Source organism: Alphaproteobacteria bacterium (assembly GCA_025210155.1).
In the GTDB taxonomy this organism is placed as follows: Bacteria; Pseudomonadota; Alphaproteobacteria; order Rs-D84; family CASDRH01; genus JAOASE01.
This window is the reverse complement of the sequence record JAOASE010000010.1, coordinates 18,685-40,048: the sequence shown is the minus strand read 5'-3', so window position 1 is coordinate 40,048 and position 21,364 is coordinate 18,685. Positions and strand designations below refer to the sequence as shown.

Here is a 21,364-nt window from a genome sequence, read left to right as displayed (position 1 = left end):
GTTAAGTTATTTTATGTTTATGTTTTTATTTTGTCAAGTATTTTTTTAATTGATTTAATGTTTTTATTAATTAAGATGGTTTAAAACTATAAAATTTGAACTATATGAGATTGTTGACAGTAGTTAAAATGAATGAAAGACAGTCTGTTGTAAAAGAAAAGTTTATAGAAAGATTTGGGCTTAAGATTTCTAATAGAGAGAATAGTTGGATTACTATTTTAAAGGAAGCCAATGTCATTTCTTTTAAATTTATGTTTCATGCTTTGCTTAAAATGTATTCAGATAATAATGATCTGGAGAGTGATGAGTTAATGGATGAAGTGGCAAATACTAAGGAGTATAATGGCTTAATATGTGTCTTATATAAGTATTTCTATGATGAAGATTTTTACGATGGTTGTTTTGTAGGAATGGAGTTTTCTGTTCGTTTTGACAGTAATGCCAGATGTTATTTTGCTAGGGTTAGGGATAATAAAAAGATTATACATAATTATCCGTATGAAGCTATAGTGATTAACGAGGATAGGATTATTGTTGTTGAGCTTATTTATTAAAGAAAGATGTTTTTGCTTAGGGAAGACATCTTTTTTTATAAAAAAAAATCCCTTCAGTGAGCGGGGATTAATTTTTGGATAAAAGATTTTTTCTTTTGTTGCCTTTCTATTTTTTCAAAGGTAGAAGGAAACATTTCTATGATTTTGTTTTGAAAATCTTTTTCATAGTATGGGTAACTGCATTTATTTGTTAGTTCGTTTATAATAATATCGCAGTTATTTTTCAGAGCTTCATTTGTTTCATATAAAGCTAGGAATGATTTGGATGTAACAAATTTGCAAATTTCACGTCCCAACATATTATAGTAGTAATTACTTTTTCTTCTGGGAGTGAGTTGGTCTTTTATTTCAATCCATTCGGGACTATATATTCTCAAGCTATGTTGGATGTAGTTAAGAACTATTGATCCGAATTTTATCAATCCTTTTTTATCAAGGTATTTATATTTTTCAATGAACTCTTTGGTTATAAGTTCACTTAGATAAAACTCATGATTTTCTTTAATTAAAGCTATCAAACTGTTTTCAGCTTTAACTCTTAGTTCGTTTTCAGCTTTTCTTTCTTTTTTAGATTTTTTACTCATTTTACAAGGGTTTAAATTGTTTGTGTGGTTATTCTATTTATAATAATTGGTATTGTCAATTTAAATATTGACTTTTATTTTTTATGAGGGTAAATTTTATTTACAAGAAATGTATTTATAAAGAAATATCTTCACCTTAATGCTCAAGGTCAGGTCTTGGATTGTTCTACCCCTAACTACTTAGGTAATGGTAGTCTTAGTTTAAGATGAGACAGCACTTCGTAAAAGAAGGCTGAACGGAGATAGAAAATAGGAGGGGAGCATCAGTGAACCCTTCAGCTTTATCCGGCACAACCGGAATAAAAAGCTCAGAGTAGCTTTAGAAAGCTTAAAATTCCTAATGGATTGTATGTGTTGTAGAAGCTTGGCTTGGAAGCAGCTATCGTTTCGATGATCATATACATAAAGTTTATTGGGTGCACCTTCTGAAATCGGAGGTGTTTTTTTATGTCTAAAAGCTTGACTTTTGGGTTTGTTTCTTTATAATGTGGGCTGAACCTTATCTACGAGGTGGCTATTTCTTAAGCCTCAAAGTTCGTAGATTGAAAGTTTTTCTTTATTATTGCTTAGGCGGTGGTAAGGGAAGATTTTAACCCATAAGGAAAATAAGGAGTTTATATTATGGCGTTTTATGAAACTGTCTTTGTTGCAAGACAAGACTTCACTCCATCTCAATACGATGAGTTGGTTAAAGCTGTTGAAGGTATTATTTCTTCAAACGGTGGTAAAGTTGCTAAGACTGAAAAATGGGGTCTTAAACAACTAGCTTATAAAATCAAAAAGAACAAAAAAGGCTATTATGCTATGGTTCAATTTGAAGGTAACGGTGATACTGTTCGTGAAATGGACAGAAGATTTGGTCTAAACGAAGACGTTATTAGATATATGACTATCGCTATTAAAGAAATTAGTAAAGATCCATCTCCTATGATGGTTAAAGATCATTCATAAGAGAAGAAGGAGTTTTGATATGTATATGAGAACTAAAGGCGATCCATTCGCAAATATCGAAATCGATTACAAAGATGTTAAATTATTAAGAAGATTTATCTCAGAAAGAGGTAAAATCATGCCAAGAAGACTTACAGGTACATCTTCTAAAAATCAAAGAAAGTTAGCTACAGCTATTAAAAGAGCTAGAATCATTGGTTTGCTACCTTTCGTTTCAAACAATTATTAATTAGGAGTTTGCAATGCAAGTTATACTATTAGAAAAAATCGAAAAATTAGGTACAATTGGTGATCTAGTTGATGTTAAATCTGGTTTTGCAAGAAACTTCTTGTTACCAGAAGGAAAAGCTTTAAGAGCTACTAAAGAAAACAAAGAAGTTTTCGAAGCTAGAAAAGCTGAACTTGAAAAAAGAAATGAAGAAGCTAAGAAAACTGCTTCAGAAGCTGCTAAAAAGATTGCAGGTAAAACTTTTGTTGCTGTTAGACAAGCTGGTGATACTGGTCATCTTTATGGTTCAGTTACTTCAAAAGATGTTGCTAAATTATTAGTTGCTGCTGGTTTTGAAGTTGCTTCACAACAAGTTAAAATTGGTGAGCCAATTAAGCAAGTTGGTATTTATTCTGTAACTATCGCTTTCCACCCAGAAGTTTTAGAAACTGTTAAAATTAACGTTGCTAAATCTGAAGAAGAAGCTAAAGTTGCTGAAGAAATGGCTGCTAAAAAATCTGTTAAAAAAGCTGAAAAACCAGCTGAAGAAACTACAGAAGCTCCTGCTGAAGAAGCTGCTGAATAGTTTAAGAGATTATTATATTTAAACTATAACAATATTACATGGAGTCATTCATGTAATGGGGGGACGAACGGTGTCCCCTTTTTTTATTGAAAAGATTGTGATTTATGTTAGAGTATATTTATAATTTTTTTGAAAGATAAATTTTATCAAATTTATTGGGGAAGATGAATAAAGACAGGCAAAGAGAATGGGCGTTGACCTGTTTGGACAGTTGAGCTATATGCTTAGTGAAAAACTTTTTTTATTTCTGAAGTTTTCTAGTAAATTTGAATCATAAAAAGAAGCAGAAGTCGCAGATTAAGGGAGGGTTTACCTTCGGCAGCTATTAATATAGCAAATGAGAGCTTCGTTGCTGAAATTTTTAGGCAGTGGGAATTTTCCCGCTGTTTTTTATTTTAAATTTTCTCTTGACAAATATTTTGTATAGGTGTAGAGTTGTGGAAAGAATAAGATTTATACTAACTTAATTAAAATATAAAAAATGAGAACTTTATTCCTAACAAAAAAAATGGCAACAGTGTTAAACTTTTTATCTGTTATTATCTTGATTGGTTCTTTTATAGGGCTGGTTTATACGACAAAAACATTGGATTTTAGTTTTACGCATGAGTTTTTAAGTGCTTTATCTATGGGGCAGTTTGTAATGTTTGTATTAGATATTTCACTTGTTGTAATGAGTTTGCTTTATTTGCTGGTTTATCGAGTTGATAATGATTTGCTTTTTGAGCAGTATGATTATGTGTCGCGATATAGATCGTCAGGTGGTTTTTATCTCGCTAAAAAGGATGGAGATTTGATTATAACTGATGTTGATTATCAGGTTGTGACATCTTGGGAAAAGCTTAAGGATTTCCGTAAGCATAGAAGAGATGCTTGTATTTTTGCTAATAGGGAATTACCTAAACCGCGAGTAAACAGTAAGTTTATTAAGATTTATAGAATTAAACTGAACGATTTGTTAAGAGCATAATTTTTTAGGTTTAAATAAGAGGGGCTTCGTTTTTGCGGAGCCTTTTTTTTTATTAATTTATTTTTTTCTTGACAAATATTTTATTCCAGGGTAGAATTTCGGTATAGAGAATAAGATGTAAATTAGTAATAAAAAAATATATAATTATGAAAATAGTAATTTTAAATAAGGAAATAACTTTATTAAGAATGTTTCTTTTGGTAGTAGTTTTACCAATAATAAGGATTTTGCAGGGATTGTTTTTTTCTTTTGATTTTTTATCCTCCCTTTTTGGAAGTGTTAAAAATATATCTGAGAAAGATGTAAAAACATTTTTTATTACAATTGCTGTATCGTTTATCATAGCGTTTATCATAGCGTTTATGATTGTAGCTCCTGTGTTTTATTTTGGAGAGTGGTAAGTTGTATCTAGGAATTTTTAGGCAGTGGAAATTAATTTTTCTACTGCTTTTTTTATTGTAAAAAATAGGTGTTTTTGCTATAATTTTGGTATAAGAGAAGGATATATTTTATGAAGTTGGATATAGCTAAATTTGATGTGAAATCACTAGATGAAAATAATATTAAGGAAATAAAAGTTCGTTTGGATGAGCTTTATATTTTGTTAGAAAAGTATGATAATGCTTATTATCAAAATGATGATTCTATGATTTCTGATGCTGAATATGATGAGTTGAAGAATGAAGGTTTAGCTTTAGAAAAGATTTTGAAAGATTATAATGCTTCTATTAATGTTGGGCAGGTTGATCTGTTTGGTGGAGATTCTAGTTCTTCTGCTGAAAAGGTTCTTGGATATGATAAGATAGGTAAAAAGGTTGGTGCTAAGGTTGTTAAGGCAGGTTTTAGTAAAATTACATTGCCTGTTTCTATGCTTTCTCTTGGGAATATTTATAATGAAGAAGATTTGAGAGATTTTGTTTCTAGGATTGAAAAGGATCTTATAGGTAAGAAGTTTGGTAAAGACTTTCAGGTTATTGCAGAGCCTAAGATTGATGGTTTAGGTTTTTCTGCTAGATATAAGTTGGATGAAAAATCTGGTATGATGGTTTATGATTGGGCGTCTACTCGTGGTGATGGTCAAGTTGGAGAGGATATAACTCTTAATTTAAAAACTATTTCTGATGATATTTTGCCTAAGAAGTTTAAGGCTCCCGAAGGTATGACTTCGGTTGAGTTAAGGGGTGAGGTTTATATTGATACTAAAGATTTTGAAGAGTTAAATGCTAGGCAAGAAGAGAAGGGTGAAAAAGTTTTTTCTACGCCGAGAAATGCTGCTGCTGGATCTTTGAGACAACTAGATGTTTCAGTTACCGCTAAGAGACCGTTGAAGTTGTTTGTGTATACTTATGGTGAAGTTAATGGAAAGAATTCTTTCGATGGAGGGGATTCGGAGGCTGTGAATTATTGGTCTTCTCAAGATGAGTTTTTAGAGTTTGCTAAAGCTAATGGTTTTGCTGTTTGTAGTGATGTTATTATAGAGGGAAGAAGTTTAACTTTTGATTCATCTTCTGTTTCAGAACTTCTTGAATTTTATGAATTTATTTTGGAAAATCGTTATAAGATACCTTTTGATATAGATGGTATGGTTTATAAGGTTGCAGATTTGGAATCTCAGTTTAAATTAGGGTTTGTTGCTAGGGCGCCGAGATGGGCCATGGCACATAAATTTCCTGCTGAGAAGGCTATGACTAAGGTTGAAGAAATTACATTGCAAGTTGGTAGAACTGGTGTGATTACTCCTGTGGCAGAACTTGATCCTGTTAATATGGGTGGTGTAATTGTTAGTCGTGCAACGCTACATAATTTTGATGAGATTGATAGATTGGATGTTAGGGTTGGTGATGTTGTTCTTATAGAAAGAGCAGGTGATGTTATACCTAAGGTTCTTGAGGTTAAATTAGATAAAAGGGAAGAAGGTTCTGAGAAATTTGTTAGACCAGAGGTTTGTCCTGTGTGTGGTACTAAGCTTGCTAGAAAGAAGGATGGTGAAGTTGCATTGAGATGTACTAATTTGAATTGTCCTGCGCAGATTTTGGCTAAGCTTAAATATTTTGTTTCTAAAGCGGCGTTTAATATAGATGGTTTGTCTATTAAGCAGCTTGAGAGTTTTTATAAAAAGGCTTGGTTGAAGAGTTGTGTTGATGTGTTTAGATTGGGGCAATATAGAGACGATATGATTAAGCTTGACGGTTTTGGTTTGAAGTCAGTTGAGAAATTGTTCGCGTCTATTGATGCTTCGAGAAAGATTTCTTTGGATAGATTTATTTATGCTTTAGCTATTCCTCAAGTTGGTGCGGCTACATCTAGATTGCTTGCTGAAAAGTTTGAAACTTTAGATGCTTTGAAGGAGGCTAGTTTTAATGAATTAGTTTCTATTGAAGGTATCGGTGACTTGATGGCTGAGGATATTATAGCTTATTTTCATAATGAGGATAGTTTGAGTCAAATCAATGAGTTGTTATCTGAAGTTGAAGTTATGATTCAAGAAAGGGGTGCCGATGTTAATGCTGAAAATCCTATGTTTGATAAGTCTGTTGTGTTTACTGGTACCTTGCAAAAGATGGGTAGAAAAGAAGCTCAAGAAAAGGCTCGTGAATTATTAGGTGCTAAGCCTCAGGGAAGTGTTTCTGCTAAGACTGATTTCTTGGTTTATGGAGCTAGTGCAGGTAGTAAATTGAAAAAGGCTCAGGATTTAGGTGTTATTACTTTGACTGAAGATGAGTTTTTTGAAATGGTTGAAAAATATTCTTAAGAATCTGTTTTTGTTTGACATGTTTTGAATAATGTTTTAGTTTCTGACTGAAAATATATTTAAAGTTGTAATCTAAAAAAATACTTATGAATGTAGAAGAGTTTAAAAAAAATTTATATTATGATTTATCTAAACAACATATTTGTTATATAGATTTAGAAAGATCATTAAAGGTTAATTTAATACATTTAAAAACCTCTAATCTTTATAATTTATTTAATCATTTTGTTGTTGGCAATGATAGAGAGGAACTTTTTGATTTAATTGAGGTTCAGTTGGTTAAAGAAAAATTCTTCTCAATAGTTTATCCGATTGTAGATTGTGGTAAATTATCTCATTTTACTAAAATTTTTGAGCTTTCAGAAAATTCTTTAAAGCATATTAAAACTTTTGAAAAACCTTTATACTTTATTTCAGATAATGAATGCGCTTTTGAAGGAACAGATTCTAAGAATGAATGTGAATTTATTGAGCTTTTTTCTTACGATGAGAAATTTGATATAGATATGTTTGATGATTCTAAAAAAACTAGAATTGATAATATTACTATAAGCATTTATATTTCAAGTAAGAAGTAAATTAATAAAAGAGGGGCCTAAATGGAGCCCTTTTTTGTTTGACAAGGGGTTGATATTGCTTTAATAATTGAATTATCTTAATTTGTTAAATCTAAACACTAATCATATGAACGTAACTGAATTAAAAAGTCGCCTTTTTATAGGTATGGATGGAAATTTATATTTTCTAAGAAAGAATAATAATATTGCTACTATTTGGGAAAATGAAGAAGATCCTGATGGTGAATTTGGATTATCTATTAGAAAATTTGTTGATACTATAGGTGTGAAATCTTTTAGGAATGATGAAATTTTTGTTATCGATGTTCCTTTGGGACTAGATTGTGATACGGTTCCGCACTTTAAAACATTGGTTTATAAGTTTTTTATGGGTGGTCATGCTATTATGAAGTTGAAAGACTTTGAAAACACTAGAGTGAGTTTTTTATCTGATAACCATCTTATTCAGGAAGGTAATGATGAAAAATTTGATGGAGTTTATGCTAGCATTTGTGAGTATGCTTCAAATTTTTCAATAAAGGAGCTTTTTAGGATTAAAGATTTTTCTATAACAGAATTGTCAGTTCATCCGGAAGATCTTTCAAAGAAGGGTGGCCAGCGCTTTTATTTTACTTCTGATTTAATTGAGGTTTTGAACGGAGAAACTGATTATTCCCCAGCTTTCATACTTGATGAAGATGGATATCCTACTGAAATTTTTTCAGATGAGTTTGCTGAACGCATTGTTGTTATGCAGGATGTTTGAGAAATAAAAAAGAGCAAGGTTTTGAACCTTGCTCTTTCTTTAACCTGAGAAATACTTAATTAGTTTTTTATTGCTTTTTTCGTATATTTCAGAATTTAATTCTATTCTCTTTTTTGAAACCCATTTTATGAAATCTCTATAGTTATTTCTATAATTTGAATTAACTTTTTTAGAAATGATTTCTTTTACTTTTTTAACTCTTTCATTATTTTCGAAAAAGTCTTCGCTGAGATTGTTCTGCTTGGATTTTTTTAACGAAATTGTCATCAAATTTATTGTTATTATGAATAACATATTCTTTAATAGTGGTTCGTCTTTCTCTTCGCAGGATATTCTATCTAGGGTTTGGTTAAACTCTTTTATAAACTCAGGTTTATTTAATAAGTTGTACATTTTATATAGGTTTAAATTAATATTATATTCCTAGTTATGTTATTGAATTATTTGAAGAAGTCAATAAAAAAAGAAGGAGCACAAAAGGGGAAAATGTGCTCCATGAGTTTAAAGGATTAAACTAAGGCTCATATTAAATTGGAATCGTTTAAATGTCAATGCTTTTGTTAGTAAAATAATATTTCTTTTAATGCCTTGACATGAGCACACGAATCTAGTATTTTTTTAGGGTAAAATATTTTTAATGCGTCCGTATCGACGGACATTAATATATCTAATCTGGAATAGTCCAGAAAATTACTTTTAAAAAATAATAATATAAACACTTAAAAAAAATTAGTTATGAAAAATTTGAAGATTTATTTGGATACAGCGAATATTGAGTCCATTAAAAAGTTTCAAGAAATGAGCGGTAATTTAGCTGTTGGAGTGACAACAACTCCTGATATTTTAGCTGAACAAGGTTTCGATGATAATGCTGCTGCTATTAAAGCGATTTTGAAAGTAGTTCCTGAAATTCATATTGAAGGGATAGGTAAGACTACTGCGGAGATTGTTGAAAATGTTGAAGAGCAGTTATCCGATGGTTTGGATAAAAAGAAAGTTGTTTTTAAGATACCGGCTGGTTTGATTGGAAATGCAGCGATAAGAATTTTATCTGAAAAAGGTATAAGGTGCCATGCTCATATGGTTCAAACTTTTAGCCAAGGTAAATTTGCTATGGAATCTGGAGCAGAAATAATTTCATCTTTGTTTGGAAAAAATGATGATGAAAGTGCTGGTAGCGCTATTAATAAAGTCGCTGAAAATACTATTAATCATATCAATGGTAGTGATGTTCAGGTCGAATATATGGCTACAAGTATAAGAGATAAAACCTATATTGATAGAGTTATTGAGTTAGGTTTTAAAAGTATTACTGCAAAACCGGAAGTATTTGTCAGCGCTTTTAATGATGATTTTACTGATAAAATTTATAAACAATTTTATTATACAAATCATTTGAGTAAAAAAGTTTCTCAATTCATGTTTGCGGCATCGGATAGACCGGCTATTAATCAAAATGATTTGGTTGAGAATTGTGAGGCATTATTCAAAAAGATCAGTACGATAGCAGTTGTAAATGATGACAATGTTGTCGTAGGAGTTTTTACTTCAACGGATTACTTTAGAGCAGGAGGGGGAGCTATCTCTCAAAAGGCTTTGAAGGATGTTGGTGCTGTTAAAGATTCTGTTAAAACCATTTCTTTGAGTAGTACTCTTAAGGATGCTGAGCCATTCTTTGATGTAGAGAACAAAGAAAAGGTTAATTTTTTAATAGCTATAGATGAGGAAAAAAAGTATAGAGGAATTCTTGAGAATTCTACTTTGCTTGTTTAAGTTTTTTATGTTTATTGAAGTTGAAAGGGAGTCGGTTTTGCCGGCTTCTTTTTGTTTTATATTATTATTGCAATTTTTTGAGGAGGTTGTTATAATGTTTTTTACTATGAATGAGGTCGTAAGCCTCAGTTTTATTATGTTAATTTAAAGTTAAGGAGTGAGTTTATGCCTGCTAAAAATATGGATGAATTAGTTGCATTATGTAAAAGAAGAGGTTTTGTTTTTCAATCTGGAGAAATTTATGGTGGATTGAAAGGCTGTTATGACTATGGTCCAATGGGTATTGAAGTAAAGAATAATTTACGTAAAGCATGGTGGAACTCATTAATTTATGATAGAGATGATATTGAAGGTCTTGAGTCTTCATTGCTTAATAACAGATTGGTTTGGAAACACTCTGGTCATGAAGATGGTTTCTCTGATCCTTTAGTAGAGTGTAAGGCTTGTCATTCTCGTATGAGAGAAGATAAGATGAAAGATAGAAGTAAGTGCGATAACTGTGGTTCTACTGATTTAATGGAACCAAGAGCTTTCCATTTAATGATGAAAGTTAATATTGGTCCTGTAGAAAGTGATGATTCTTATGGTTATTTAAGAGCGGAAACTGCACAGACTACTTATGTGAACTTTAAGAACGTTATGGATTCTACTTCTCAAAAGATACCTTTTGGTATTGCTCAGATGGGTAAGTCATTTAGAAATGAAATTACTCCTAGAAACTTTGTATTTAGAATGAGAGAATTTGAGCAGTTAGAAATGCAATATTTTGTTAATCCAAAAGAAGATGAAAAATTTTATGATGAATGGAAGAAAATTAGATTAGATTGGTGGGTTAAGCAAGGTATTAATTCTGAAAATCTTAAATTTGAAGATCATGGTCCAGATGATTTAGCTCATTATGCTAAAGCTGCAGCCGATATTGAATATAAATTCCCTCATGGTTTTGATGAGTTAGAAGGTATTCATAATAGACAAGATTTTGACTTAGGTTCTCATACTAAAGCTCAGGAAGATTTTGATATTAAAGCAAAAGTTTTACCTAATAAAGATTCTAATTCTAAGTTAAATTATGTAGATCCGCAAACTAAAGAAAACTATATACCTTTTGTGGTTGAAACTGCTATGGGTGGTGATAGAGGTTTTGTTGCTATTTTAAATGAAGCTTATACAGTGGAAGATTTAGGTGAGGGTAAAACTCGTACGGTATTAAAATTTGCTAAGCATATTGCTCCAGTGAAGGTTGCTGTTATTCCTCTTGCTAGAAATAATGAAGAGTTAGTTGGTAAGGCTAGAGAATTACATTCTGCTTTGAAGAAATTACAATTGGGTAGAGTTGTGTTTGAAAATACTGGTAATATCGGTAAGAATTATAGAAAGCATGATGAAATTGGTACACCTATGTGTATTACGGTTGACTTTGATACTATCGAAAAAGGTTTAGTTACTGTTAGGGATAGGGATACAATGGAGCAGACCGTTGTGAAGTTTGATGAAATTGTAGATTTCGTAAAAGATTTCTATAATAAATAATTTTATTTTAAATCCCGGGGTTCTTTACTCTGGGATTTTTGTTTTTAGGAGATTGTTATGGAATTTTATAGAGTAAGTTCATTTGATGGATTAAATTCTTATAAGCAAGCTGGATTTGAAAAATTTTCTGGCGGTGGTATTGTTGCTAAGATTTTATTTGCTATGTTTATAGTTTTTATATCTTTTCTTTTATTCTTTTTTGCAATGTTTTTTGTAACAGTTAACTTTTTTATTTTGATTTTAGATTTAATTTCAAAGGGTTTTGCTAAGGTTAAATCCTTTTTAGGCTTGTAATTTGGAAAAATGCAAAATATAATGTTTTAAAACGACATCTTTTGCTTTACTTTAAGTTGAAAGTATTTGTCTGTAAAAGCTATTTTAATGTAGGAAAAAGTTATGGTTAAGAAAGTTAATAAAAAAGATATTAAAAAAGTAGAAACTGAAGTTGAAGAAGTTGTTGAAGAAACTACTTCGGAAGCTATTGTAGATCTTAAATCTTTTAAAAGTAAAAGACTTAATTTGAATTTAATAGTTTATCCTATTATTTATATAATTATTGCTTTTGTTGTGGTAGAAAAAGCTGTAGATTTTGTTAGAGATTATAGAAAAGAAAAGAGCATGAGTATATCTTCTCAAGTTAAAGAAAATATTGAGTTGAATGCTAAGTTTTTTGATGTTTCAGGTGTTGAGCTTAATGCTCCTGTTTATGTTTCAGGTGTGCAAGTTGGTTTTGTTAAAGAAATTAAGATGAATGATGATTTCTTTGTGGACCTTGTATTCCAAATTGATAATAGATATAAAGTGCCTTCAGATTCTTCAGTTAGAATTTTGACTGATGGTGTTTTTGGTGAAAAATATTTGGCTATAGAAGCAGGGGATATGGATGAGTATTTAGAAGATGGTGATTCTTTTGAATTTGTAGAAGATTCTATTGATACTCAAGGGTTGCTTGTTGATGCTGTTAAAGGTTTTATGAAAAAAGCTGGGGTTGATATTGATGAGAAGAAAAAAGAAACTTCAGTTGAAAAGATTAGAGAAGATTTAAAGAAAATTCTTGAGGATGTAGATAAACTTGAGAAAGATTCTAAATAAGAGATTTGTAAAATTTAAACTTAATATTCATTGGAGGTTTTAGACCTCTTAAATTTAAACTTAATTTATGGTTGCAGAAATAGAAAAAATTTCATTTTTTGATAAGGTTATTAACGATCTTTATAAAGTAGAAGATTTAGACTTTGAAAACTTGAAGAAGCTTGTATTAAAGCATGCATACGAAAGAGGAATTGATGTTTCTTGGGTGAGTGAGTTTTTGTTTGTTGGAAATGAAAATTTAATACTGTTTCTTACAGTTTATTTTTTCCTGAAAGATCTCTCGGTAGCCCCAGGAACTCTTTTGTATAAAGAAAATGTCGATGAGTTAAAAGGTTATGTTGATAGGTTTATTGATATGATTGATGGAGATGTTCATTTTTATGATGATAAAGAGGCAAAGAGACTTTTCGTTAAGGAGTTTATGGAGGAGTTTAAGCGGTCATTAAATTCTGTTAATGCGAAATCGGAACCTGTTGAAAAAAATACTCAAGAGGAAAAAGAAAAAGCTGGGATGGCTAGAGGTAATTTTATTATTCCTTCTTGGTATCCTGGAATGTTGATTTAATTATCGGTGGGTAATTAGAAAAAAGAGGTTTATCAAAAACCTCTTTTTTTATGCTTGGATTTCAGCGTATCCATTTTTGAAAGATATTATTTTTCCTTTAACTAGAGTGTTTTCAGGGAATGTTTTGTTTGCTATTTTACAGTGGATATAGTTTTCGCTCCAACCAGTATTTCCGTCACTTTCTATAAGAACTTCAATTTCTTTTCCTGTTTGAGATACTATGAATTCTTTTAGAATTTCATCTCCTAAGTCGCGAAGTTGTTTAGCTCTATCTTTCTTAACTTTCTTTTGGATCTCGTCTTTCCATTGTTTTTGTGCGAAAGTTCCTTTTCTTTCAGAGTAAGGGAAAACATGAAGGTTTTGTATGCCACATTCTTTAACTAAGTTTAATGTGTTTGTAAAGTTTTCATCTGTTTCTGTTGGGAAGCCAGTTATTATGTCGGCTCCAATCATAACTTTTTCGCCAAGTTCTTCTTTTAGTTTTTTACAAAGAGATATTACTTGTTCGCGAGTGTGTCTTCTACGCATTTTTTGAAGAATGTCGTTGTCTCCATTTTGTAAAGATAGGTGCCAGAATGGAACAAGTCTATTATCTTTTTTAGCAAGCTCTATAAGTTTGTCGTAATTTAGAGCAGGGTCTAAAGATGAGAGTCTAATTCGAGTGTTAGAAGGTATAACTTCAAGTATTGATTCAACTAAATCTGCTAAGTGATTTGCTGACATTTGGCTATATTTATTGTCTTTGAAGTCAGACCCGTAAGAGGCTATATCTACGCCTGTAAGAGCTATTTCCTTATAGCCTTTTTCAGTAAGTGCTTTACATTGTTTTAGGATGTTTTCTTTTGTGTAGGAATGGTTTTTTCCTCTGATAAGTGCAATAAGGCAATAAGAGCATCTGTTTCTGCAGCCTCTTTGGATTTGTACGAAGCCTTTTGTGTGTTTTGAGAAGTCAGATACTATTACTTCTTCTAGGTTGTTGCCGAAGATATCTTCGTCATTCATTATGTATTTTTCGTCGTTTATATCACCTACGAAAACTCTTTTTTGTTCTTCTCTAGGTTTTGAAAGTTCTTCTTTTGCTTGTTTCCAAGTAGATAGTTGAAGTTTTTCATTGTTACCGAATGCGAAATCTAATTCAGGCATTTCTCCGAAGTAGTCTGGGGATGTTTGGGCAGAACAACCAGCTAATATTATGATAGATTCTGGGTGAAGTTTTCTTTGTTTTCTGATTTCTTGACGTGCTTGGCGTTCAGCTTCTCCTGTTACTGAGCAAGAGTTTATTAGTATATAATTGCTGAAATTTGCTGTTTTAGCATGCTTTTTCATTACTTCAGATTCGAATGTGTTTAGTCTACAGCCGAATGTGATTATGTCATTGTTTGTATTTGTCATAGGAGAGATTATAGAAGTTTTAGGTAATAATTCAAGAATTTTGTTTGGGGTGAAATATATTTTTATTTTAAAGAAAGTTCTTGATTTTATCTTTTTTTTAATAAAATATTTCTGTACCTCATTTCAGGGGTGTTTTTATAAGATTAAAAAGGAGCTTTTTGATGGCTAGAATTACAGTAGAAGATACAGTTGGAAAAGTTAAAGATAGATTTGAATTAGTTGTTTTATCAGCTTTTCGTGCTAAAGATATTTACGCAGGTAACAAAGCGTTAGTTGAAAGAAATGATAATAAAAATCCTGTTATAGCTATTAGAGAAATTGAAGATGATAAAACTTCAGCAGATGATTTAAGAGAAGCTTTAGTTTCTAATTATCAAGAATTAAATGTTGGAAGTTCAGATGTAGTTCAAGAATCTGCTGATGATGCTGATGTTCTTGAAGAAATTAAAAAAGAGCTTATGGTTGATACAGAAGAAGATGCTCAAGACGTTGAAAAAGACGCAGAAGCAGTTGCTAGTTCAGCTGGTGTTCAAATAGAAGAATAATTTCTTTTAATACATATTTATAGAGACCTTCACAATTGTGGAGGTTTTTTTATTTTAAGTTTGTGTTTTGGATTTATATATATTAATATGAGTTTATAAAAATTGCTTGACTTTGATATTCATTAATGTATATTAAAGGAAATTATCATAGATTTGAAGACTTAATAAGGGTTCGAGGATCCATCACAATCGGCGAGGTTCGCTCATTGTGAATGTTTTTTGTATATAAATTGCAAAGATTAAGTTTGATAATAAAAACATAATATAAGGAAAAAATTGATATGTTAAAAATTAGATTAGCTAGACACGGTTCTAAAAACAGACCTTTCTACCATGTAGTAGTTGCTGATGCAAGAGCTCCAAGAGATGGTAGATTTGTTGAAAAATTAGGTACTTATAACCCAATGTTACCAAAAGGCGCTCAAAGATTATCTTTAGATATTGAAGCTGTTAAAAAATGGATGGCAAACGGTGCTCAACCAACTGATAGAGTTAAAAGATTCTTAGGTGAAGCTGGTGTTGTAGAAAAATTTGTTGCTCCAACTAACCAAACTAAACAAGATAAACCAAAAGCTAAAGCAGTTGAAAGAGCTAAAGAAAAAGCTGAAAAAATTGCTGCTGCTAAAGAAGCTGAAGAAGAAGCAAAAAGACAAGCTGAAGAAGAAGCTAAGGCTGCTGCAGAAGCTGCTAAAGCTGAAGCTGAAAAACCAGCTGAAGAAACTACAGAAGCTCCTGCTGAAGAAGCGGCTGAATAGTTTTATATTTGGTATAAGTTTAAAATGCTCTCACAATTGTGGGAGTATTTTTTTATATTTGACATTTGGGAATACTTAAGTTATTCTTTAATTGCATTTGATAAGTATTTAAATTGAAAAAGCGCTCACATTCCTTTGTTCGGGGCGCTTTTTTTTATTGATTTTTGAACTATTGTTATGTAGTATACGATAAAATTATTTTTGAAAATATATGTAGGGGCTGTAAAGCCTCCCTTTTTAAGAAACGTCTTAGAGAGGAAGTCCTATAATACGTGCGTCCGATTAGATCCAACTGTTAATCGGGCGCTCCTTTTGAAATAGAAATCTCTATTCAGTACTTTTGAGGGCGAAAACGTTCGTCATTATAAATTGACTCAATATTTCCCTTAATGATTTATATCATTAGGGGAGTTTTTTTTCTTGCAATTAAAATATTTGTTTTATATATTGTTTTTGCTTTAATTTTAAAAAAAAGAGAGGGTGCTCAACCCCTCCCATCTGAGAAAACGTTTTTAGATGAAATGTGATCATATTAGATCATCCCAAAGAGTCAAAATATAGCGCCTATTCCCACAACGATCTTTTGGCGCTATATTTTTAAAATTTAAATTTCGAATGTTGCAATATTTTGAGGGAACGCCCTTAAAATTAATGGTTATTACACCAAGAATAGTTTGGCACCCAGGTTCTTTTTCTCTCTCCTAAGAATCTGGGTGTTTTTTTTATTTCTTGATTGTTTTATTAGGTTTTTATATAATTTTGGAAAATATAATACATATGTATGTAAGGATTGTTTTATGAAAGAAAAAGTTTTAGTTGCTAAGATTGTGGCAGCGCATGGTATAAAAGGTCAGGTTAAGATTAAGTCTTATTGTGATAATTATGTAGATTTTAATTCTTATGGTGATTTGTTATTAAAGTCTGATGAGGTTGTTAAGGTTAAGAAGATTGGAGGATGGAAAAAGGATGTTGCTGTTTGCACTCTTGATGGTGTTGATGATAGAAATATGGCTGAAGAGTTAAGAGGTAAGGAGTTATTTGTTTTTACGGACAAGATGAGATCTGATGATGAAGAAAGTTCGGAAGATGAGTTTTATATTGAAGATTTAAAAGATTGTGAAGTTTTTGTTGATGATTATTCTAATGATAGATTTGGAATGATTCATGATGTTCAGGATTTTGGAGCCGGTGATTTACTTGAGATTTTACCAGAGGGTGAGAAGAATTTGAAGAAGACTTTGTTAGTTCCATTTTCTAATGATGCTATTGTTGAAGTTGATTTAGATAATAACAGAGTTCTTGTTGATGGACAATTTATTGTGAGGTAATTTGGATTATGAAAAAGTTTAGAGCTAATGTTTTGACATTGTTTCCAGAAGTGTTTCCTGGGTATTTAGGACATTCTAATGCAGGTAAGGCTTTGGATAGGGGTGACTGGTCTTTGAATGTTGTTAATATTAGAGATTTTGCTCAGGATAAACATAATAGAGTTGATGATACGCCGTTTGGTGGTGGAGCTGGTATGTTGCTTAAGTGTGATGTGCTTGGGAGAGCTTTAGATTCTGTTGTCGGTGAAGATTTTGTGAGTCAAAACAATGGTGTTGAAAATAAAGGTGAAGAAGTGATTCAATCTGGGAAGCAAAAGGTTTATTACTTTTCTCCTAGAGGTAAGGTGCTTAATCAAAGGTTAGTTGAAGATATTTCTAAGCAGGAAGAGGCTACTTTTGTTTGCGGGCATTATGAAGGCGTTGATCAAAGGTTTTTAGATTATTATGATATAGAGGAAATTTCGATTGGAGATTATGTTCTTTCTGGTGGCGAGTTGCCTTGTCAGGTTCTATTAGATTCTGTTGTCAGGTTATTGGATGGAGTTATAGATTCTCCAGTTTCTCATCAGGAAGAAAGTTTCGGAATTGCTGATGGTAATTTATTGGAATATCCTCATTATACTAGGCCGGTAGAGTGGAAGGGAATGGGAGTTCCTGAGGTTCTAAGATCGGGTCATCATAAAAAGATTTCGGATTGGCAGTTAGAGGAAGCAGAGAAGATTACTAAGAAAAATAGACCTGACTTGTGGAATAAGTATAAAAAGATTGACAAGAGCTAGTTAGATTAATAATATATTCCTGAAAACTACATTTAAATACTTATAAACCTATTGAATATTATGGATTTTTCGGAATTATTTAATCTTAGTTATGGTTTAGGAATCATGACTGTGATTTTTCTTCTTTTAGTTCTGTTTTTTGTCTTTAAAAATAAGTTTGTCTTAGTTAGAGATAAAGAGAATATTAAGAATGATGTTGAGGAATTAAAGGAAGAGATTTCATTAGAAGAGACAGGGTTAAAACGAAATCATGAAGAGTTGAAAAAAGACTACATGAAGATAAGCCTTTTCTCTAATAATATTTTGACAGAATTTCCCATCGGGAGTCTTAAAGCTTTTTTAAATTTTTTGAAAAAGCAAAATCATTTTCCAGATGATTTAAAGATTTCAGTTAATATTCTTGACGGGGAATATGAGCTTTTGAAGCAAGAATTTGGTAAAGATGTTGATAATAGTTTGGTGATTTCTAGTAGAAAGTCTTTTAAAACGATGATTTTTAATTTTTCAGGTGGAAACTTATATCTAGATGATGAAGTGGAAACGCTTAGAGAAGGAAATTATGATCAAGAACTATTTTCAAAAATTACTAATGCTATGAAAAGAGCGTAGCGGATGAAACTTTCTTTGGTTTTAATAGAAGAGCCCCAATAGTGGGGCTTTTTTATTTTGTTTTATCCTTTTAGAGTTTTGTTTGCAAGGATTGAAACCATTTTCATGTCTGCGTTGATGTTATTTATTTTGAAGTGTTTCATAATGTCTTTCATTTCGCAATTTTCAGTAGATGAAATAACTTTATTTATTTCTGCTAGGACATCTTCCTCAGACATTTTTTCTGGAATATATTCTTCCATAATTTCTATTTCTATTTTTTCTTTTGTTGCTAGGTCAGGGCGGTCGTTTTTAACGTATACTTCGTAAGTTTCTTTTTGTTTTTTAACTTGTTTATCGAAAATTTTGATAATTTCTTCGTCAGAAAGTTCTTTTCTAGTATCTATTTCTATACGATCCATTATTGCGTATAGGTTTCTGTATGCTTGTTTTGTGTCTTTATCTTTACTTAATAGCATTTGTTTTTTTATAGTGGCTTTAATACTCATTGAACTTCCTTTGTAATATTTATGTTTTCATTTAAAGCAAACTATCCAATACGCTGTATGTAGAGATTGCTTGATGAAGTTTATTTTTATCTTTCAGTTTTTATATTAATAATTTATGGTTGAGTTGTCAATTTAAGACTTTATTTTTTCTTTTGTTTTTGTTGAGAAAATGCTTGAAATTTTGTTTTCATTGGTTATAATGTCGGCAGTGAATTAATGAATTGGTGTAAACCTCTGGTGGGTTGGAACTCTTAAGCAATTGAAATTATTAGAGTTTAACTGTTATCACGAATGTTTGGATTGATTAAAAAAGGATTTGAAAAATGAATATTATTCAAAATATCGAAAAACAAAACATTGATAAATTAACTGCTGATAAAAAAATACCTAACTTTAAAGCTGGTGACACTGTAAAAGTTCACACTAAAGTTATTGAAGGTAAAACACACAGAATCCAAATGTTTGAAGGTGTTTGTATCGCTAGAAAAAATAAAGGTATTAACTCTGCATTCACAGTTAGAAAAATTTCTTTTGGTGGTGAAGGTGTTGAAAAAACTTTCCCTCTTTACTCTCCAAATGTTGATGCAATTGAAGTTGTTAAAATTGGTAAAGTTAGAAGAGCTAAACTTTATTACTTAAGAAGCTTAACTGGTAAGAAAGCAAGAATTGCTGAAGATCTTACAGCTGCTAAAAAAGCTAGAGAAGAAATGGCTAAAGAAATGGAAGAATCTGCAAGATTAGCTGCTGAAGAAGCTGCAAAAGCTGAAGCTGCTGCTAAAGAAGCAGAAAAGAAAGCTGCTGAAGCTGCGAAAGCAGAAGAAGCTAAAGCTGAAGAAAAAACTGAAGCTTAATTTCTTTTTAGAATTAAATATTTTATTAAAAGCTATCAAATATTTTGGTAGCTTTTTTTGATTGGCAATGTTTAAGTCTTTGTTTTATCCTATAAAAGGTGTAATTGTTTAAACCTAATTTTTGAATGTTATGAGTGGAAAAATTGTGATTTTTGTTTCTGGGGTTTTATTTGCTTGTTTGGTTTTAGTTATTTATTATAGGCTTTTTCTTAAGAGGCAGCATGATGCTGATTTAGAGGTGGCTGAACTTGAGATAGAAGATACTAAAGCATTGTTAAATATGATTTCAAAGGCGCTCATTGAGAATGAGTTTGGATTAAACTTCTTCAATTTTTTGGAAAGGTATAATGTTTTACCTCTTCTAAATAGGAGCTTTTTAATTTCTTTTAGGTTTAGTTTAGAGGAGGTTAATATTATTAAATCAGTTTTTGATAAAGTTCGAGCATATGACTATGTGAATTGGACGCATTTTAAAGCTGATATTACTTCTGATGGTAAGTATAAGATTGATGGAGGTATGAGAAAGGGTCAATTTTATTTTTTGGATCCAGTATCTGGGGAGAGGGTTTATATCCTTGATATTTCTAAAGATATTGAATTCAAAAAGACGTTGGAATTATTATCAGAAAATAGAGGTTATAAAATCTCTGCAGAGAAATGAAAATGTTTAGAAAAGGTGGTGGATTGCTACCTTTTTTTGTTGTTAAGAATTTTGTTTACTTATTTAGAACCTTTTGTTATAATTTTCTAAAATTATTTTGGAGGTATTTTATATGCTAAATTATATTAAAAAAATTGCACCGTTAGAAACATTTTTAGGTTTTGTAATTATTGTTTTATCAGGGGTTTTCCTTTATTGGGCTAGTTCAGTTGTAAAAGTTACAAGCGCTACGAATGATTCTTATTATAAGGTTTCTTTTCAAAACTCTTCAGGGTTGCAAGTTGGTGCTGATGTAAAAATAAATGGTGTTAAGGTAGGAAGTGTTCTTTCTAAGGAATTAGATCCTGAAACTTATATGGCTTATGTTAAGTTTTCTGTGCCATCTAAATATAAGGTGCCAGTAGATAGTAGAGTTAAAATTGCTTCTGAAAGCTTGTTAGGTTCAAGTAATCTTATTATAGAAATTGGTAAGTCAGAATTCTATCTTGGTGATTCAGATGTTGTTGAAGGTGAAATTACTCCATCGTTAGAAGATGTTATTGGTAATTTTATTTTTTCAATGAATAATGGTTCTAAGAAATAATAAAGAGAGTAGAGAGAGGAGCTTTAAGTTATGGAAGAAGTTAAGAAATATTTGTTTTTTATGGTTTTAATAGGAGCTTTTTTCTTCTTTATGTTTTTTGATATTGCTTTTGGTGCGACTAATTTGAAAGGTGATTATGCCAGAATTAGGGTGCTTAATAAGCAAGTTGGAAAAGCTCAAATTCTGGAGATTCCAGTTGGTCAAACTATATCTGAAGATAACTTAAATATTTCTGTTAAAGCTTGTTATTTCACTCCAGATTATGAAGCTAAGGAAGATTCTGTTTTCTTGGAAATTTCTGCTACAGAAAGTGAAGATAAAGTTTTTGATGATTCTAAGAGCAGCTTTGTAAGAAGTGGTGAGTTTATTAATAAATTGTTTACAGGATGGATGTTTTCATCATCTCCATCTTTGTCTTCTGTAGAGCATCCTACTTATGATGTTTGGTTGCTTTCTTGTGAAACTTTTTAGTTTTGGATTTGAAT

27 protein-coding genes are annotated in these 21,364 nt (G+C 31.1%); 23 read left to right on the top strand and 4 right to left on the bottom strand.

What is annotated here, in order from left to right; all coding sequences use genetic code 11:
* The first annotated feature begins 128 nt into the window (after positions 1–128).
* Positions 129–554 (top strand): hypothetical protein, encoded by a 426-nt coding sequence (locus N4A44_03755; GenBank protein ID MCT4552756.1) that lies wholly within the window; start codon positions 129–131, stop codon positions 552–554.
* Positions 555–607: 53 nt separating this feature from the next.
* Here the strand turns inward: N4A44_03755 and N4A44_03750 are convergent, their stop codons facing one another.
* A complete protein-coding gene (locus tag N4A44_03750; protein MCT4552755.1) occupies positions 608–1,138 on the bottom strand; it encodes a hypothetical protein in 531 nt (176 codons plus the stop codon).
* Between the two features lie 621 nt (positions 1,139–1,759).
* Here N4A44_03750 and rpsF point away from each other — a divergent pair.
* The 8 genes from rpsF (at position 1,760) to N4A44_03710 (ending at position 7,928) form a co-directional block, all read left to right on the top strand.
* Complete coding sequence (rpsF, locus tag N4A44_03745) at positions 1,760–2,089, top strand: 30S ribosomal protein S6 (protein ID MCT4552754.1); 330 nt, start codon at positions 1,760–1,762, stop codon at positions 2,087–2,089.
* 19 nt (positions 2,090–2,108) lie between these two features.
* On the top strand, positions 2,109–2,318 hold the full coding sequence (gene rpsR / locus N4A44_03740) for a 30S ribosomal protein S18 (GenBank protein MCT4552753.1): 210 nt from the start codon (positions 2,109–2,111) through the stop codon (positions 2,316–2,318).
* 13 nt (positions 2,319–2,331) lie between these two features.
* Positions 2,332–2,883 carry a 50S ribosomal protein L9 gene (rplI, locus tag N4A44_03735; protein ID MCT4552752.1) on the top strand — a complete coding sequence of 184 codons (552 nt, stop codon included), beginning with the start codon at positions 2,332–2,334 and terminating at the stop codon, positions 2,881–2,883.
* A gap of 628 nt (positions 2,884–3,511) precedes the next feature.
* Positions 3,512–3,853: a hypothetical protein gene (locus tag N4A44_03730; GenBank protein ID MCT4552751.1), complete on the top strand. Its 342-nt coding sequence runs from the start codon at positions 3,512–3,514 to the stop codon at positions 3,851–3,853.
* Positions 3,854–3,999: 146 nt separating this feature from the next.
* Positions 4,000–4,254, top strand: coding sequence for a hypothetical protein (locus tag N4A44_03725; GenBank protein ID MCT4552750.1), 255 nt, complete (start codon positions 4,000–4,002; stop codon positions 4,252–4,254).
* Positions 4,255–4,364: 110 nt separating this feature from the next.
* Positions 4,365–6,605, top strand: a complete 2,241-nt coding sequence (gene ligA, locus N4A44_03720; protein MCT4552749.1) for an NAD-dependent DNA ligase LigA — start codon at positions 4,365–4,367, stop codon at positions 6,603–6,605.
* A gap of 86 nt (positions 6,606–6,691) precedes the next feature.
* The gene (locus N4A44_03715) at positions 6,692–7,183 is read left to right on the top strand and encodes a hypothetical protein (protein MCT4552748.1); all 492 of its coding nucleotides are present in this window, start codon (positions 6,692–6,694) and stop codon (positions 7,181–7,183) included.
* A gap of 106 nt (positions 7,184–7,289) precedes the next feature.
* Positions 7,290–7,928 (top strand): hypothetical protein, encoded by a 639-nt coding sequence (locus tag N4A44_03710; GenBank protein ID MCT4552747.1) that lies wholly within the window; start codon positions 7,290–7,292, stop codon positions 7,926–7,928.
* 39 nt (positions 7,929–7,967) lie between these two features.
* Here N4A44_03710 and N4A44_03705 read toward each other — a convergent pair whose 3' ends face one another.
* Positions 7,968–8,321, bottom strand: coding sequence for a hypothetical protein (locus N4A44_03705; GenBank protein MCT4552746.1), 354 nt, complete (start codon positions 8,319–8,321; stop codon positions 7,968–7,970).
* Positions 8,322–8,663: 342 nt separating this feature from the next.
* Here N4A44_03705 and N4A44_03700 point away from each other — a divergent pair, with 342 nt between their 5' ends.
* The 5 genes from N4A44_03700 to N4A44_03680 all read left to right on the top strand — a co-directional run bounded on the left by N4A44_03700 (position 8,664) and on the right by N4A44_03680 (position 12,888).
* On the top strand, positions 8,664–9,701 hold the full coding sequence (locus tag N4A44_03700) for a CBS domain-containing protein (GenBank protein MCT4552745.1): 1,038 nt from the start codon (positions 8,664–8,666) through the stop codon (positions 9,699–9,701).
* Positions 9,702–9,866: 165 nt separating this feature from the next.
* Positions 9,867–11,231: a glycine--tRNA ligase gene (locus tag N4A44_03695; protein MCT4552744.1), complete on the top strand. Its 1,365-nt coding sequence runs from the start codon at positions 9,867–9,869 to the stop codon at positions 11,229–11,231.
* Between the two features lie 57 nt (positions 11,232–11,288).
* Positions 11,289–11,525, top strand: a complete 237-nt coding sequence (locus N4A44_03690; protein MCT4552743.1) for a hypothetical protein — start codon at positions 11,289–11,291, stop codon at positions 11,523–11,525.
* A 102-nt stretch (positions 11,526–11,627) separates the two neighbouring features.
* Positions 11,628–12,323 carry an MlaD family protein gene (locus N4A44_03685; protein ID MCT4552742.1) on the top strand — a complete coding sequence of 232 codons (696 nt, stop codon included), beginning with the start codon at positions 11,628–11,630 and terminating at the stop codon, positions 12,321–12,323.
* 67 nt (positions 12,324–12,390) lie between these two features.
* Positions 12,391–12,888: a hypothetical protein gene (locus tag N4A44_03680; GenBank protein ID MCT4552741.1), complete on the top strand. Its 498-nt coding sequence runs from the start codon at positions 12,391–12,393 to the stop codon at positions 12,886–12,888.
* A 48-nt stretch (positions 12,889–12,936) separates the two neighbouring features.
* Here N4A44_03680 and mtaB read toward each other — a convergent pair whose 3' ends face one another.
* Complete coding sequence (gene mtaB / locus N4A44_03675; GenBank protein ID MCT4552740.1) at positions 12,937–14,280, bottom strand: tRNA (N(6)-L-threonylcarbamoyladenosine(37)-C(2))-methylthiotransferase MtaB; 1,344 nt, start codon at positions 14,278–14,280, stop codon at positions 12,937–12,939.
* A gap of 161 nt (positions 14,281–14,441) precedes the next feature.
* On the opposite strand from mtaB, the gene rpoZ reads away from it, so the two are divergent.
* The 5 genes from rpoZ (at position 14,442) to N4A44_03650 (ending at position 18,296) form a co-directional block, all read left to right on the top strand.
* Positions 14,442–14,825: a DNA-directed RNA polymerase subunit omega gene (gene rpoZ, locus N4A44_03670; GenBank protein MCT4552739.1), complete on the top strand. Its 384-nt coding sequence runs from the start codon at positions 14,442–14,444 to the stop codon at positions 14,823–14,825.
* 281 nt (positions 14,826–15,106) lie between these two features.
* A complete protein-coding gene (rpsP, locus tag N4A44_03665; protein MCT4552738.1) occupies positions 15,107–15,580 on the top strand; it encodes a 30S ribosomal protein S16 in 474 nt (157 codons plus the stop codon).
* Between the two features lie 797 nt (positions 15,581–16,377).
* Complete coding sequence (gene rimM / locus N4A44_03660; protein MCT4552737.1) at positions 16,378–16,908, top strand: ribosome maturation factor RimM; 531 nt, start codon at positions 16,378–16,380, stop codon at positions 16,906–16,908.
* A gap of 8 nt (positions 16,909–16,916) precedes the next feature.
* Positions 16,917–17,687 carry a tRNA (guanosine(37)-N1)-methyltransferase TrmD gene (gene trmD, locus N4A44_03655; protein ID MCT4552736.1) on the top strand — a complete coding sequence of 257 codons (771 nt, stop codon included), beginning with the start codon at positions 16,917–16,919 and terminating at the stop codon, positions 17,685–17,687.
* 60 nt (positions 17,688–17,747) lie between these two features.
* Positions 17,748–18,296, top strand: a complete 549-nt coding sequence (locus tag N4A44_03650) for a hypothetical protein (protein MCT4552735.1) — start codon at positions 17,748–17,750, stop codon at positions 18,294–18,296.
* 62 nt (positions 18,297–18,358) lie between these two features.
* Here the strand turns inward: N4A44_03650 and N4A44_03645 are convergent, their stop codons facing one another.
* Positions 18,359–18,784: a GatB/YqeY domain-containing protein gene (locus tag N4A44_03645; GenBank protein MCT4552734.1), complete on the bottom strand. Its 426-nt coding sequence runs from the start codon at positions 18,782–18,784 to the stop codon at positions 18,359–18,361.
* 323 nt (positions 18,785–19,107) lie between these two features.
* Here N4A44_03645 and rplS point away from each other — a divergent pair, with 323 nt between their 5' ends.
* From rplS to N4A44_03625, 4 genes are all read left to right on the top strand, one after another.
* Entirely contained in the window at positions 19,108–19,635 is a 528-nt protein-coding gene (gene rplS / locus N4A44_03640; GenBank protein ID MCT4552733.1) for a 50S ribosomal protein L19, read from the top strand.
* 130 nt (positions 19,636–19,765) lie between these two features.
* Complete coding sequence (locus tag N4A44_03635) at positions 19,766–20,296, top strand: hypothetical protein (GenBank protein MCT4552732.1); 531 nt, start codon at positions 19,766–19,768, stop codon at positions 20,294–20,296.
* A 112-nt stretch (positions 20,297–20,408) separates the two neighbouring features.
* Entirely contained in the window at positions 20,409–20,879 is a 471-nt protein-coding gene (locus tag N4A44_03630; protein MCT4552731.1) for an MlaD family protein, read from the top strand.
* A gap of 30 nt (positions 20,880–20,909) precedes the next feature.
* Positions 20,910–21,350: a DUF2155 domain-containing protein gene (locus N4A44_03625; GenBank protein ID MCT4552730.1), complete on the top strand. Its 441-nt coding sequence runs from the start codon at positions 20,910–20,912 to the stop codon at positions 21,348–21,350.
* Positions 21,351–21,364 lie beyond the last annotated feature (14 nt).

Coding starts and splice junctions, on each gene's coding strand:
- N4A44_03625 (MCT4552730.1), top strand. CDS start 20,910: ATGGAAGAAGTTAAGAAATATTTGTTTTTTATGGTTTTAATAGGAGCT.
- N4A44_03650 (MCT4552735.1), top strand. CDS start 17,748: ATGGATTTTTCGGAATTATTTAATCTTAGTTATGGTTTAGGAATCATG.
- rpsR (MCT4552753.1), top strand. CDS start 2,109: ATGTATATGAGAACTAAAGGCGATCCATTCGCAAATATCGAAATCGAT.
- N4A44_03730 (MCT4552751.1), top strand. CDS start 3,512: ATGGGGCAGTTTGTAATGTTTGTATTAGATATTTCACTTGTTGTAATG.
- rpsP (MCT4552738.1), top strand. CDS start 15,107: ATGTTAAAAATTAGATTAGCTAGACACGGTTCTAAAAACAGACCTTTC.
- trmD (MCT4552736.1), top strand. CDS start 16,917: ATGAAAAAGTTTAGAGCTAATGTTTTGACATTGTTTCCAGAAGTGTTT.
- N4A44_03710 (MCT4552747.1), top strand. CDS start 7,290: ATGAACGTAACTGAATTAAAAAGTCGCCTTTTTATAGGTATGGATGGA.
- N4A44_03645 (MCT4552734.1), bottom strand. CDS start 18,784: ATGAGTATTAAAGCCACTATAAAAAAACAAATGCTATTAAGTAAAGAT.
- N4A44_03695 (MCT4552744.1), top strand. CDS start 9,867: ATGCCTGCTAAAAATATGGATGAATTAGTTGCATTATGTAAAAGAAGA.
- rpsF (MCT4552754.1), top strand. CDS start 1,760: ATGGCGTTTTATGAAACTGTCTTTGTTGCAAGACAAGACTTCACTCCA.
- N4A44_03690 (MCT4552743.1), top strand. CDS start 11,289: ATGGAATTTTATAGAGTAAGTTCATTTGATGGATTAAATTCTTATAAG.
- N4A44_03715 (MCT4552748.1), top strand. CDS start 6,692: ATGAATGTAGAAGAGTTTAAAAAAAATTTATATTATGATTTATCTAAA.
- N4A44_03630 (MCT4552731.1), top strand. CDS start 20,409: ATGCTAAATTATATTAAAAAAATTGCACCGTTAGAAACATTTTTAGGT.
- ligA (MCT4552749.1), top strand. CDS start 4,365: ATGAAGTTGGATATAGCTAAATTTGATGTGAAATCACTAGATGAAAAT.
- N4A44_03755 (MCT4552756.1), top strand. CDS start 129: ATGAATGAAAGACAGTCTGTTGTAAAAGAAAAGTTTATAGAAAGATTT.
- N4A44_03725 (MCT4552750.1), top strand. CDS start 4,000: ATGAAAATAGTAATTTTAAATAAGGAAATAACTTTATTAAGAATGTTT.
- mtaB (MCT4552740.1), bottom strand. CDS start 14,280: ATGACAAATACAAACAATGACATAATCACATTCGGCTGTAGACTAAAC.
- N4A44_03700 (MCT4552745.1), top strand. CDS start 8,664: ATGAAAAATTTGAAGATTTATTTGGATACAGCGAATATTGAGTCCATT.
- rplI (MCT4552752.1), top strand. CDS start 2,332: ATGCAAGTTATACTATTAGAAAAAATCGAAAAATTAGGTACAATTGGT.
- N4A44_03635 (MCT4552732.1), top strand. CDS start 19,766: ATGAGTGGAAAAATTGTGATTTTTGTTTCTGGGGTTTTATTTGCTTGT.
- N4A44_03680 (MCT4552741.1), top strand. CDS start 12,391: ATGGTTGCAGAAATAGAAAAAATTTCATTTTTTGATAAGGTTATTAAC.
- N4A44_03750 (MCT4552755.1), bottom strand. CDS start 1,138: ATGAGTAAAAAATCTAAAAAAGAAAGAAAAGCTGAAAACGAACTAAGA.
- rplS (MCT4552733.1), top strand. CDS start 19,108: ATGAATATTATTCAAAATATCGAAAAACAAAACATTGATAAATTAACT.
- N4A44_03705 (MCT4552746.1), bottom strand. CDS start 8,321: ATGTACAACTTATTAAATAAACCTGAGTTTATAAAAGAGTTTAACCAA.
- rimM (MCT4552737.1), top strand. CDS start 16,378: ATGAAAGAAAAAGTTTTAGTTGCTAAGATTGTGGCAGCGCATGGTATA.
- rpoZ (MCT4552739.1), top strand. CDS start 14,442: ATGGCTAGAATTACAGTAGAAGATACAGTTGGAAAAGTTAAAGATAGA.
- N4A44_03685 (MCT4552742.1), top strand. CDS start 11,628: ATGGTTAAGAAAGTTAATAAAAAAGATATTAAAAAAGTAGAAACTGAA.